Here is a 13354-nt window from a genome sequence, read left to right on the forward strand (position 1 = left end):
CTCCTCGAGTTGGTATTCAATACAAGATTTATATCACCATGCGCGCGATAAATCTGCGTGCTGGCGAATCCACGTGTGCATGGCTATACCCGCTGCTACACCCGCGTTAATTGAGCGTGTTGAACCAAACTGAGCGATCGAACAGGTCATTTTTGCGCTTGCCTGCGCTTCTTCGGTCACCCCGGGGCCTTCCTGACCAAATAGTAGCAGGCAATGTGAAGGTAATTCGGCGGTTTCTAAAGGAACACTTCCGGGGGTGTTATCGATGGCCACCACGGTTAAGTCTTGCTCGCGCGCCCAGGCCATCAGCTCACCAACGGTGTCGTGATGCTGCAGGTGCTGATAGCGGTCGGTGACCATCGCGCCGCGGCGATTCCAGCGGCGTCGGCCCACGATGTGCACGGTATCAACGGCAAAGGCGTTGGCGGTTCGCACGACGGTGCCAATATTGGCGTCGTTTTCGAAATTCTCAATCGCGATGTGCAGCGAGTGCCGGCGGGTATCGATATCGGCGACAATCGCCTCACGGCTCCAATAGCGATAGGCGTCGACGACGTTGCGGCGGTCACCATCGACAAGCAATTGCGAATCATAGTGCTCCTCGGTGGGCAGCTCGCCTTCCCAGGGGCCAACGCCGTGGCGGCCTTCATTCCATTCGGTGGGGCCGGGTTGTTGAGTTTCCATCTACAGGCCCAGGTCAGCAAGGTCGAGCAGGTAGCGGTATTCAAGGCCTTCGGCGGCGATGACATCGGCGGCACCGGTCGCGCGGTCTACGACGGTAGCAACACCAACGACCTCAGCGCCAGCTTCGCGCAGCGCGGCGACGGCAGTCAGCGGCGAGTTGCCGGTGGTGGTCGTATCTTCAACGACTAGGACTTTTTGCCCGACGATATTCGCGCCTTCAATACGGCGCTGCATGCCATGCTTCTTGGCTTCCTTGCGCACTACAAAGGCATCAATGTCGCGGCCGTCGGCATGCATGATCGAGGTGGCAACAGGGTCAGCGCCCAAGGTCAGGCCGCCTACGGCGACATAGTCCCAGTCAGCGGTGAGCTCACGCAAAAGCTTACCGATGAGCCGTGACGCCTCATGCTGTAACGTCGCCCTGCGCAGATCCACATAGTAATCAGCTTCCTTGCCAGAGGACAGGGTGACCTTGCCGTGGACAACAGCAAGTTCTTTAACTAGTTCTGCCAGGCGGGCTTTAAGTTGCGGGTCCAAGCTCATGAGTATTTCGGGCCTTTCTATTCGGGATAGTCTTCAAAGATGGAAGCATCAGTGCCTTGTTGGCGGGTGATGCGCACATCCGTGGGGTTGGGCGTCTGATTATCAGCGGGTTGTTCGCCGATAGCGTCGACATCATCAGCGCCAATATCGTACGCGTCTGTGTCATTGTCATCGAAGTCACCACGGGAATCATCAACCACGCGGGTGGGTAATTCGATGGGTTCTTCCGGCCTTTGCACGGGCGGGTGCTCAAAGTGCTCTGGGCTCGTGCGGATTGTGGGCAGCCCTGAAAGCTCGACTGGGCCCGCGGGTGGCGCTGGACGGGTGGGGTCGCCGTCTTCTAAGCGCAGTTCCTGGCCAGAAGATGGCCGCGGTGGAAGGGTGCGGGCGGCATCGGCAAGCAATGCGAGTGGGGCGAGCATCTCTTCCCAGACCGGCGACATGGCATTTTTAGTGGTCTGTGCAAGCACCCATTCGGATTCCATCCAAATGCCCGTAACTTCTTTGGGCATGCGCTCGAGCGCGACGTCCACGCGGATATCGCGCATGCGCTGGGCCACGGCGGTATCAGTAGCCAGCGCGGTGAAATCTGCGGCGGAAAAAGCTTCAAGCAAGTCATTGGAAGATTCTTGCGTCAAGGCATTGTCGCGGCGGAAATCAATGACCTCTTCTGAAGCCGCGCCAGTGCGCATGGCCATGACGTTAATTCCGCCAAGATCCATCAGCAGCATTTCGTGGCCAAAGACATTGCCGACGACAATATCGCGCGGGGCAGCACCACTGGCAGCAGCTCCGCGTGTCCACTCATCTGCGAGGTAGTCATCGGATTTTAGGAACTCGAAGTTCTTCGCCTCTGCCCAGTGCCGGCGTTCGCGCTTTAGCGCCCCTGGCAGCATCAGGCGAGCGTGATGCTCGGGCTGCGGCTCAGGTTCGGGTTCGGGCGCTGGTTCGGAATCTGGCTCAGCTTCTGTCTCCGCCATGGGTTCTGGCAAAGGTTCCGGTAAGGGTGCTGGTTCCACTTCCGACGAGAGCTTAGGTTCAGGCTCAGGCTGGGCCTCAGCCTCAATTTCTGGCTGCGCAGCTGGTGCGGGCGCGGGCAGTTCCTGTTTGTTGGCAGCGCGCCACAGCGCAATAGCCGCTACGGCTGCGCCCAAGGAGAGAAGGAGAAGTACAATAGCCATCGCTTCCCTACTTTACTGCCTGCAGGGGGTTTAAATGCTTATTGCCGTGCGATCTCCGCGTTCTACGGGGTTAGCGGGATTTGCCGACCACTGCGACCAGCCACCGACATAGTGCCGTGCGCCGGTCAGACCAACAAGTTCCATGGCCGCAAGTGCCAGCGCTGAGTGATTGCCGGAGCCGGAATAGACAATGGCGTCTTTGACATTGTCTTTGGTGATGCCGGCTTGGTCGAAAATCTCGGAGATTTCTTCCTTGGACTTCCAGGTGCGGTCTGGGTGGTGGAAGTTGCGCTCCGGAATGTTGACGGCACCTGGGATGTGGCCGGCTTTTAGATCCAGGTTTTCACGGCGCCCGGCAAAACGGTTGGCCTCGCGAGCATCGAGCAGCAGCCCGGTATGTGCCTTCACGTCTTCGATCGTGGCGACCATCTGTGGCTGCGGCTCCACGATCTGATCAGTTTCCACGGAGATATTGCCCGGGCCGGTAAGTGTTGGCAGTTTGTGCCGGCGCCAGTTCGCAAAGCCACCGTCGAGGATTTGCACGTTCTTTACACCTGCCCAGCGCAGGATCCACCAGGCGCGGCCAGCGAATAGTCCACGGCCTTCGTCGTAGACAATCACGGGGCGGTCTTGGCGCAGGCCCCAGGTTTCAAAGTGCTTTTGCAACAGCTTCGGATCAGGCATCGGGTTGCGGCCATCACGCGAGCCAGGCAGTCCAGCCAGCGCGCCGGCGGTGTCACAATACTGGGCAGTAGGAATGTGCAAAGACTGGAACTGTTGTGCGCCGTCATATTCGCTAGTTCCCCACAGCGAGGCTAACAAGGTGTAGCGCTGACCTTGATGAATTAGATCATTGAGGGCTTGCGGAGATACCAAAATACTCATGCTGCTCATTCTATAAGCTCAGCACTGAGTCGGCAGCGCAAATGCGCTAGCGCGCAGAATCGCAATGAATGGACTCTGCGCGCTAGAGAAGGGTGGATTAGTTGGTGGACAGAGTCAGTGATTCACCGTCTTCAGCAGTGGTGACATGCACCGTATCTCCGTCGCGGACTTGGCCAGCGAGCAACCCGCGGGCGAGCTGGTCACCAATCGACTGCTGAATCAGACGACGCAGCGGACGAGCACCATAATCTGGGTCGTAGCCGCGCTCAGCGAGCCAGTGCTTGGCAGAGAGATCCACATCGAGTTCTAGACGGCGCTGCTCCAGACGCGACGCCAGGCTTTGCAGCTGGATATCGACGATGCCCTCAAGCAATTCAGTAGACAATGGCTCAAAGACAACCACGTCATCAAGACGATTAATAAACTCCGGCTTGAATGCCTTCTTCACTGCTGCCATGACCTGCTCACGGTCGCCACCGGCGCCAAGATTCGAGGTCAAAATGATAACCGTATTGCGGAAATCGACGGTGCGGCCTTGGCCATCGGTCAGGCGGCCATCGTCAAGCACCTGCAGCAAGATATCGAAGACATCCGAGTGGGCTTTCTCAACTTCATCGAAAAGCACCAGCGTGTACGGACGACGACGCACTGCCTCGGTGAGCTGACCGCCAGCCTCGTGGCCGACATATCCCGGAGGCGCACCGATAAGACGTGCAACCGAGTGCTTCTCGCCGTACTCCGACATATCGATGCGAACCATCGCGGATTCATCATCGAACAAGAACTCCGATAGTGCCTTGGCAAGCTCCGTCTTACCGACACCAGTTGGGCCAAGGAAGAGGAAGGAACCAGTTGGGCGGTTCGGATCGGCAATGCCTGCACGCGAACGGCGCACGGCATCGGAGACAGCAGTAACTGCCTCAGACTGCCCGACCACGCGACGGCCCAGAACCTTTTCCATGTGCAGAAGCTTTTCGGTTTCACCCTCGAGCATCTTGCCGGCAGGAATACCGGTCCAAGCGGAGACGACCTCGGCGATGACATCTGGAGAAACTTCTTCTACCAGCATGGTGTTGTGCTGCTGGTTCGCGCGCTCTTCAGCTTCCTCGACCTGGGTTTCCAGCTTCGGAATCCGACCGTAGCGCAGCTCAGAAGCTAGCTCATAGTCACCGTCGCGCTCGGCGATTTCTGCCTCGCGGCGCAGGTTCTCCAGTTCCTCTTTGGCCTGCTGGACATCGTCGATGGACTTCTTCTCATTATTCCACCGGGCTTGCAGCTCACCGAGTTTTTCGCGTTCATCGGCAAGCTCTTGCTGCAACTTGGACAAACGATCCTGGCTGGCGGCATCTGATTCTTTCTTCAGCGCCAACTCTTCGATTTCCATACGGCGAACGATGCGCTCCAGCTCATCGATTTCCTGCGGGGAGGAGTCAATCTCCATACGCAGGCGGGATCCTGCCTCATCGACCAAGTCAATAGCCTTATCCGGCAAGAAACGGTTGGTGATGTAGCGATTCGACAGCTCCGCTGCCGCAACGAGCGCGGAGTCCATAATGCGGACACCGTGGTGGACCTCGTAACGCTCTTTCAGGCCACGCAGAATACCGATGGTGTCTTCCACAGAAGGCTCAGCAGCATAGACCTGCTGGAAACGGCGTTCCAGTGCGGCGTCCTTTTCGATGTATTTGCGATACTCATCCAAGGTGGTTGCACCTACTAGGCGCAGCTCACCACGCGCCAGCATCGGCTTAATCATGTTGCCGGCGTCCATCGAACCTTCACCGGTAGCGCCCGCGCCGACGAGCGTGTGAAGCTCATCGATGAAGGTAATAATCTGGCCTTCAGATGCCTTGATTTCGTCCAAGACGGCCTTCAGGCGTTCTTCAAATTCACCACGGTATTTCGCACCCGCAATCATGGAACCGAGGTCCAAAGACAGCAGCGTCTTTCCCTTAAGTGACTCTGGGACGTCACCGGCAACAATTCGGCGGGCAAGGCCTTCCACGATGGAGGTCTTACCTACACCAGGCTCACCGATAAGAACTGGGTTATTCTTCGTGCGCCGGGACAGAACCTGCACGACGCGGCGGATTTCTTGGTCACGGCCGATAACCGGGTCAATCTTGCCCTCGCGAGCACGCGCGGTGAGGTCCGTGGAGTATTTCTCTAATGCCTGGAACTGCTCTTCCGGGTTCTCACTGGTTACTTTCGCAGCGCCGCGAACGGAAGGAAATGCGCCTTTAATAGCTTCTGCGGTAGCGCCGCGGGAAACAAGCAGCTCTGCGGCATCCGACTTCGATGCAGCAATAGCAGCGAGCAACACTTCCGTGGAGACGTATTCATCCCCCAGCTCCCCGGCGAGTTCCTGCGCGTTGGTAAGTACGTTGAGACCATCGCGGTTGAAATTAGGGTTGGCCATATTCTGACCCTCAGCCTTGGGGTAGCTATCTACTAATGCGCGTGCTTCAGCCAGCACGGTGTCAGGATCGACACCGGTTGCTTTCAATACGGGGACAGCGATGCCATCTTTTTGTTCCAAGATAGCGGCCAGCAAGTGCGCTGGGCGGATATCCGGGTTGCCATTAGCGGAAGCCTTGGCAAGCGCTTGCTGCAAGGCTTCTTGAGTTTTGGTGGTGGGGTTAAATGAGTTCATTAGTTCTCCTTTTAGCTATTTCTTCAGCCTCCATCATAGGTGCTTCACTTGTTCCAACGCAGCCCAAGTTGAGTCTATTCCACTCATGTTTAAATATTTTGGAAAAAGTTGAGCCCATTTGGATCAAGAAAAGCGCCCAGGAGAAATCCTAGGCGCTTTTAGTCGGCTTCGATCCCGTAGTTTCTTGCCTTAGGAAGAAACTAATCGTTGCGGGCTCTGCGTGCCCACCACGTACCAAAGGCTTGGATGAGCTGGACGACCACAATGAGGATGATCACGGTGATGATGATAGCTACGGTGTCGAACTGCTGGTAACCATAGGAAATGGCAAGGTCACCCACGCCACCGCCGCCGATGGTACCTGCCATGGCAGTGGCAGAAATCAACGTGATGGTCGATGTCGTGAGCGCCAAGATAATGCCAGCTTTGGCCTCGGGAAGCAGGAAGTAACGAATGGTTTGCCAGGTCGTTGCGCCCATGGATTCGGCGGCTTCCAAGATTCCAGAATCAACGTCTAGGACTGACTGCTCAATCAGACGAGCCATAAAGGGCGCGATGAAGATGGTCAGTGGAACTAGCGCTGCAGTAGTACCAATCGAAGAGCCGACGATCACGCGGGTAAAGGGCAAAATCGCGACCATCAAGATAATGAAAGGCAGCGAACGTACGGTGTTGACCACAAAGTTTACGACTTCGTACAACCACCGAATAGGACGCAATCCACCAGGTCGGTTAAGCACCAAGATAACGCCAAGTGCTGCACCTAAAAGCGTACCGACGAGCAAAGAAATGCCCACCATGAACAGGGTTTCAACAGCGGCCTCGCCGTACTTTTCCAACCCGACGCGAGTATCGAAAATATCGGTTAAATCCATTAGTTCACTTCCTCCACATCCAGGCCGGGTCGGTTTGATAGGGAAGCCAGGGAGGCATCGATAAGCGAGGCGTTTTGTGCCGAGAGTCCTAAGACCACCGTGCCGACGGACTGCCTGCGCAATGCGGCATCAGAGGCGTGCAATAACGATGCGTGAACACCCTGCGCGCCGAAATCCGAGATGAGGTCGCGTGCCGCCCCACCGGTGTGCACGGCGCGGATAACGCGGTTGAACTTGCCGCTGTGCACCTCTTGCTCAATAGCGAGTGGAAGCTTTTGCGGTACCACGGTTTCAACAAATTGCCGGGTTAATTCCTGCTGCGGATGGGCAAAGACTTGCGCGACATCACCTTGTTCGATCACACGGCCACGTTCCATCACTGCAACCTGGTCCGCGATGCGCGAGACCACGGACATCTGGTGGGTAATAATTAACACCGTAATCCCCAGCTCGCTGTTGACTTTCATCAACAGGTCCAAGATTTGGTTGGTGGTAATCGGATCCAGTGCCGAGGTCGGCTCATCGCAGATCAAGATTTTCGGGTTCGTCACCAGCGCGCGAGCGATGCCGACGCGCTGACGCTGACCACCCGAGAGCTGTTTCGGAGTATTTTCCGCACGGCTTTCAAGACCCACCATCGCTAGCACTTCAGCGACCCGCTTTTTAACTTGCGCGCGGGGCGTGCCAGCCAAAATCAGCGGCAAACCGACGTTGTGCGCTACCGACTGGCTATAAAGCAGGTTGTAGTGCTGAAAGACCATGGATACGTCACGGCGCAAGGCACGAAGATCTGCCCCGCCCAGGGCGGTGACTTCTTTGCCAAGCACCTGCACGGTGCCCGAGCTTGGGCTTTCCAGACCATTGACGGTGCGCAACAAAGTGGACTTACCAGCACCAGAGGTGCCGACTACTCCGAAGATGGAGCCGGCGGGGACTTCAGCGTTGACATCGTCAAGCGCTGTGATTGCGCCGGCCTTGCTCTCGAAGACTTTAGATACGTTGCGGAATGAAACAGCTACCATAATTTAGCTCTACTTCTGCAGGGACTCAGGGATGAACCAGTAGTTATCCTCGTTTTGCTCAGCTACAAAATCAAGGAATTCCTCAGAACGATAGGCCTCAGCAACTGCCTTTGCCCAGTCAGAATCAACCTGGCCTTCAGTGGTAACTGCCTGCAAGATGAGGTCATCGGTCAGGTCTTCTTCTTCGAGTGCTAACGCTGGGTCAACCTGGGAAGAATATGCGATGGAACCTGGGATAACGCCCCAGTCCAAGTCACCTAAAGCGCGTGGGATGGTAGCGGAATCCATCGGCTGGATATCCAGGTTATGAGGATTGTCCTTGATATCGGATGGGGTCAGCAGGTTCTGATCGGCGTCTTCGTTGACCGTGATCCAGCCAAGCTTAATCAGCAAACGGAATGCGCGGGTTTGGTTGGAGCCATCATCCGGGATGCCAATGGTCTGCCCGTCTGCGACATCATCCAAAGACTTCAAGTCATTGGAGTAAATCTTGGTCGCAACGGTTGGGATATCAGTGATATTGGCCAGATCCGAGCCGGTTTCATCATTAAAGACGTTCATGTACGCGGTGTGCTGGTCGACGTTGAGGTCAACATCATTTTCGCTCAAGGCGACGTCAGCTTGGCGCAGGTCGGTAAATTCCGTGTAATCAATCTCGTAGCCCTGCTCGGTCAAGATTGGATCGATACCCTCGCGGAAGAGTTCAGAGTAAGGGCCTGGAGAGGTGCCGACGCGAATCTGGGTGGTCTCACCATCAGCGGCAGATCCACTATCGGAACCGCATGCAGCGAGAGTGAACGCCACGGAACCAGCTGCGAGCACAGCGGCAAGCTTCTTATAAGGGGTAAAAGTCATGGTAGAAAACCTCAAGTCTCGAGAAATAGGTAGGGAAAACCGTCTTACCTTTGGATTCAACACCAAAAAAGACTGTTTATTCCATTTAATATAGACCACTCGGTACATTTGTGCTGGATTTTACCCCCGCACGGGAACAGAAAAGCACCCAGGCTGATGTGCCTGAGTGCTTGAGTTGAAAGTGCTAGAAGCTAGCTTTTGGGGGCTTTCTCCCCGACGTGCCCAATGCCTTGGGCGAAGACTGTGCCGCGTGGCGGCATCCATCCGCTGAACTTGGCAAGCAGGTAAATGCCAATGGCAAGGACCACGGAGACCCAGCCGAGGCCGGCGGTGAATCCGTAGACCACAGCGATTGGGGCGATGACGGTCATACCGATTTCGAATGGGCCGAAGCCAACGTAGGCCATGCCGTATTCGGACAGCGTGCCGGACTTGAGCTTTGGATCAACAATCTTGAGCAGCGCGATACCGGTTGCAACAGCGGCGGTTGCCCAGCCCCAGCCGAAGAGGCCGCGTTCGATCCAGTTCTCGCCGAAGAACTCTGCTGGGAACCACAGGAGGAAGAAGACACAGAAGATGGTGCCCAGAACGAACATGATGGACAGTGGTACCCAGTACGCAGCAATCGCGGAAGGTGCAATCGCGGCGATGCCGAAGGCAATCAGGTAGTCGGTCGCAGCACCGGAGACAGAAGAGGTGGTCTCACGGTCGAGGTAGTCCTTGGCGCCAATGGTGTTCATGATGGCGCGAATAATCAGACCGACAACGATGGACATAGCGAACAGCGGGATGGAAACCTGCTCCCAGGTGTTGGAGACCAGGTTGATGATGCCGTAGGCGATAACAACGGTGAGCACGATGAAGCCCAGGTGCAGGGTGATTGGCTCGATGGAGGAAGGGTTGGTGGTCGCCTTGCCTACCGATGGTCGGTCTTCAACCTTGGAGATGTAGCCCTTGCGCAAGTCATCTGGCAGGCCTTCCGATGGAACCTCAGCCACCTTGCCGCGGCGGATTGCCCAGTTCGCGGCGATGATGCCACCGACGATGGCGGCAAGCGTGCCGACAGTCGCGGAGGTAAAGCCCAGCGAGGAAGCTTCCGATGCACCGATGTCTTCCAGTGCGCCACCCACAGCAGCAGCGGTGCCGAAGCCGCCGGTGAAGCCGACTGGCAACATCATGCCGAACCAGATTGGGGTGTCAAAGACTGGCTGGAAGAAGTACAGGCCCAACAGGATAAACAGACCCCACTGGCCGAGGAACATGACGGTGGAATATGCCCACATATTGCGGGCACCCTTGCGCATGCTGCCGCCGACATCCATGGAATATGCCATGGATGCAAACACGATTGCGATGAGGATGGTGGTGTAATCCCCCATCGAATCTGAGAAGTTCAAAATGCCCAGTGCGTTTGGGCCGAGCAGAAGTCCGAGCAGACCCGCAGTCACAGGTGCTGGGAGCAGCAAATCCTGGAAAACAAACTTAATGCGGTGGCGCAGGACGTTGCCGATAACCAGAAGGATTGAAATTAATCCGACGTCTACCATCAGATCAAAGGGGGAGAATTCCACGTGTCCTATTCCTTTCGTTGAAAGACGTTATAAGTCTTTGTAAGCACCCTCTTGTGATGTGTTAGAGAATTTCATGTACGGATTGAGCGTTTTCTACTGGGATTACCAGCAAAAACTGCATATTTCTCCCTAGATAGTAGGAGAGTCATTAGGTACTGTATCGCAAACCACGATTGTTAACCGAATGTCCTAAGGCGCACAGATCAATCGTTACGGTTCTGCTACGAGACTGTGAGATAGGTGCGTATCGCTTTGACCTTGGCTGTTTTAGTGGTGGAGGAAAATGCGAACACGTGACTGAAGCGCACCCGCGGCTGTTCGCGGTCCGCAAATTCGAGATAACCATCACAAGATGCCGCGCGCCCGTGATTGATTGCGCCGAGAACAACCACTTCCGAAATCGCGGTTTCCGGTAAGGCGGGGCCGAAAGTGGACCAGGAGGGATCATCGGCAAGCCACTGCTCTAGCGTGTCCTTATCATCGGCTGCCCATGCGACGGCGAGGTCTGCGACCAGCGCCATGCGGGGTGAATTTCCACAGTCAGAAGGAAGCGCAATCTTCATAATCGCATTGTTGCACAGCTAACACTTGTCGGCTTTGTAGAATCTGTAGGCATGGATGCAATTGACCGGGAGATTTTGACTCTTCTGCAGCAAGACGGACGCGCAACGATGACTGAGATCGCGCAGAAGGTAAATCTCAGCCTGTCTGCCTGTCACCGTCGCTTCCGGGACCTTCAAGCAACCGGCGTCATTCGTGGTTTTAGTGCCGACCTCAATCATGACTTGATGGGTTTTCCGTTCGAGGCGCTAGTTTTTGTCACCCTGCGCGAGAGCAACGGCAAAGCCGTGCTGGAGTTTGAAGAAGCCCTGGCCAAAATCCCTAATGTGGTGCAAGCCCACCGCCTATTCGGCGAGCCTGATTATCAACTGCTGGTGGCGGCGAAATCGAAGCTGCACTACCAGGAACTTTATGACCGCAAGCTATCCGTGCTGCCCGGCGCGGGGCGGCTGACCTCCACCATGGTAATGAAGACGGTGGTGGCGCACCATCCCCCTATTTAATAGGCCTTAAATTTTAATAACCCGTAAGTCCACTGGACTTACGCCAGCATTCCGCCGGAATGCGCAATCTCCAGGGCTTTCTCCCCCAGCATGACCACACCTAGTAGCAGCATGGCGACCCCAGCCACGCGGGTGGTGATATCTGCGAAGCGTGGCCGGGTGCCAATTACGCGGCCAAACGCAGAGCCGAGCAAGGCATAAAAAATTCCACCAATCACAATCCACACCACGCCCAGCACAGCGAGCTGCACGGAGAGCGGCCAGGTACTAGATGTGCGCACAAACTGCGGCAAAATGGACAAAAAGAACAGCACGCCTTTGGGATTCAGCCCGCTGACCGCAGCACCACGAAGGATATAGCCCCAGGAACCGCCGGTTGGCACGACTGCCACAGTCCCGGTTTCTACTTGTGCCGTGCTGCGCAAGGTTTTAACCCCGAGATAAATCAGGTAGCCCGCGCCACCAATAGTTAGAGCAACAAGCAGGAGGGGTGCGTTAGCCGCAATCGGCCCAAGCCCAAGCACGACAACAACCGTAATCACGACATATCCAAGCATCAGTCCGCCAACAGCCGGACCTACCACGCGGCCACGCACGCCCGCGGCAATGATGTACGCCCAGTCCGGGCCTGGAACGGCAATCAACGCCAACGACAGCGCCGCGAATGCCATGATTACGCTTGTTTCCACAATATCTCTCCTTTGAGTTCCAGCTTGCTTAACTGGGAAAACTCTACGGCGAAAGCCGCGCAATGTGCTCCCTACTTTCAGGCGCAGACAAAGCACTTACGGAAGATTTATCGCGCTAATGCCCGCGGGGCGCAAGATTCTTCCGGCGCCAATAAAGAGGGCGCGCATAAGCTGTGCCACACAGGACAAATCGGCGAGAGAAATCACTTCAACATTTAAGTGACAAATCAACAATCTGAGGTAGACTGCACGCTATGAAATCATTTGGCTTTTTAAGTTTCGGTCACTACGCACTAGGCAACAACAAACCTAACGCCGCTGACATGGCGAAGATCCACCTTGAGTTGGCAAAGAACGCTGATGAGATTGGCGTAAACAACGCATCTTTCCGCGTGCACCACTTTGTGCCACAGGCAGCCGCACCCATGCCTCTGTTGGGTGCGATTGCTGGCTCCACCAAGCACATTGAGGTGGGCACCGGCGTTATTGATATGCGTTATGAAAATCCTCTGTACCTCGCGGAAGAGATTGCGTCTTTAGACCAGATCGCGGAAGGCCGAATTGCTTTGGGTCTATCCCGTGGCGCGCCGGAGGCCGCTGACCGCGGTTGGGAGGCTTTCGGTTATAAGGCTGAAGCGCCCAACGGTGCGGATTTAGCGCGCGCGAACTTCCTGCGCTTAATGGATGCGCTGGATGGCCACGGCATGACCACGGCAGCGCCTTTGGAGCGCCAATACCCAAACATGTACCAGCCGGGCATTCCGCTGCCCGTGTTCCCACACTCCCCTGGCGTACGCCAGCGCATTTTCTATGGCTCCGGCACCCACGCCTCTGCGGAGCAGGCAGCGCAAGACGGCGTGAACCTGATGTCTTCGACGCTGGTCTCTGAAACCTCCGGTGAAACCCTGGGCGATGTGCAGGTGGAACAGATTCGCCGCTACCGCGCCGCATGGAAGGAAGCCGGCCATGAGTGGACCCCACGCGTGAGCGTTTCACGTTCTATCTTCCCGATTGTGGATGACGCCGACCGCCGTATGTTTGGCCTGCACAAAACCAGCACTGACCAGGTGGGCATGCTACCCGAGGCCGGCGCTGCCATCTTTGGCCGCACCTACGCCGATGAACCGGACGTGCTCATTGAGCAGCTCAAAGCCGATCCAGCGGTAATGGAAGCAGACAGCCTGCTCATTGCCATCCCAACCGGCATGGGCGTGGATGTGAACACGAAGATTCTGCAGAACTTCGCCGAGCATGTTGCTCCAGCCCTGGGCTGGATTCCAAACACGCAAGGCCGTCCTTCCGGTTACCCGATTGACTAATTCTCTGTACGAT

At 56.2% G+C, this 13354-nt stretch carries 13 protein-coding genes; 2 read left to right on the plus strand and 11 right to left on the minus strand.

Annotated features, from left to right (window positions below; all coding sequences use genetic code 11):
- Positions 1-33 precede the first annotated feature (33 nt).
- From CSTAT_RS11605 to CSTAT_RS11650, 10 genes are all read right to left on the minus strand, one after another.
- The gene (locus tag CSTAT_RS11605; protein WP_066796553.1) at positions 34-684 is read right to left on the minus strand and encodes a TrmH family RNA methyltransferase; all 651 of its coding nucleotides are present in this window, start codon (positions 682-684) and stop codon (positions 34-36) included.
- The gene (gene pyrE, locus CSTAT_RS11610) at positions 685-1227 is read right to left on the minus strand and encodes an orotate phosphoribosyltransferase (RefSeq protein WP_066796556.1); all 543 of its coding nucleotides are present in this window, start codon (positions 1225-1227) and stop codon (positions 685-687) included.
- Between the two features lie 17 nt (positions 1228-1244).
- Entirely contained in the window at positions 1245-2408 is a 1164-nt protein-coding gene (locus CSTAT_RS11615) for a type III secretion system chaperone family protein (protein ID WP_075723580.1), read from the minus strand.
- Between the two features lie 30 nt (positions 2409-2438).
- Positions 2439-3293, minus strand: coding sequence for a sulfurtransferase (locus CSTAT_RS11620; RefSeq protein ID WP_066796561.1), 855 nt, complete (start codon positions 3291-3293; stop codon positions 2439-2441).
- Between the two features lie 97 nt (positions 3294-3390).
- Complete coding sequence (clpB, locus tag CSTAT_RS11625; RefSeq protein WP_075723581.1) at positions 3391-5946, minus strand: ATP-dependent chaperone ClpB; 2556 nt, start codon at positions 5944-5946, stop codon at positions 3391-3393.
- Positions 5947-6146: 200 nt separating this feature from the next.
- Positions 6147-6821, minus strand: coding sequence for a methionine ABC transporter permease (locus tag CSTAT_RS11630; RefSeq protein ID WP_075723582.1), 675 nt, complete (start codon positions 6819-6821; stop codon positions 6147-6149).
- Positions 6821-7843 (minus strand): methionine ABC transporter ATP-binding protein, encoded by a 1023-nt coding sequence (locus tag CSTAT_RS11635; RefSeq protein ID WP_075723583.1) that lies wholly within the window; start codon positions 7841-7843, stop codon positions 6821-6823. The genes CSTAT_RS11630 and CSTAT_RS11635 overlap by 1 nt, the downstream gene beginning before the upstream one ends.
- 9 nt (positions 7844-7852) lie before the next feature.
- Positions 7853-8698: a MetQ/NlpA family ABC transporter substrate-binding protein gene (locus CSTAT_RS11640; RefSeq protein ID WP_075723584.1), complete on the minus strand. Its 846-nt coding sequence runs from the start codon at positions 8696-8698 to the stop codon at positions 7853-7855.
- 191 nt (positions 8699-8889) lie between these two features.
- Positions 8890-10245: a sodium/glutamate symporter gene (locus CSTAT_RS11645; protein WP_075723922.1), complete on the minus strand. Its 1356-nt coding sequence runs from the start codon at positions 10243-10245 to the stop codon at positions 8890-8892.
- A gap of 245 nt (positions 10246-10490) precedes the next feature.
- Positions 10491-10832: a hypothetical protein gene (locus CSTAT_RS11650; RefSeq protein ID WP_075723585.1), complete on the minus strand. Its 342-nt coding sequence runs from the start codon at positions 10830-10832 to the stop codon at positions 10491-10493.
- Positions 10833-10883: 51 nt separating this feature from the next.
- Here CSTAT_RS11650 and CSTAT_RS11655 point away from each other — a divergent pair, with 51 nt between their 5' ends.
- Positions 10884-11333: an Lrp/AsnC family transcriptional regulator gene (locus CSTAT_RS11655; RefSeq protein ID WP_066796577.1), complete on the plus strand. Its 450-nt coding sequence runs from the start codon at positions 10884-10886 to the stop codon at positions 11331-11333.
- Between the two features lie 38 nt (positions 11334-11371).
- Here the strand turns inward: CSTAT_RS11655 and CSTAT_RS11660 are convergent, their stop codons facing one another.
- Positions 11372-12022: a LysE family translocator gene (locus CSTAT_RS11660; protein WP_083640857.1), complete on the minus strand. Its 651-nt coding sequence runs from the start codon at positions 12020-12022 to the stop codon at positions 11372-11374.
- 254 nt (positions 12023-12276) lie between these two features.
- Here CSTAT_RS11660 and CSTAT_RS11665 point away from each other — a divergent pair, with 254 nt between their 5' ends.
- On the plus strand, positions 12277-13341 hold the full coding sequence (locus CSTAT_RS11665; protein WP_075723586.1) for an LLM class flavin-dependent oxidoreductase: 1065 nt from the start codon (positions 12277-12279) through the stop codon (positions 13339-13341).
- Positions 13342-13354: the final 13 nt, after the last annotated feature.

The sequence above is a fragment of the Corynebacterium stationis genome (assembly GCF_001941345.1).
Classification (GTDB): domain Bacteria; phylum Actinomycetota; class Actinomycetes; order Mycobacteriales; family Mycobacteriaceae; genus Corynebacterium; species Corynebacterium stationis.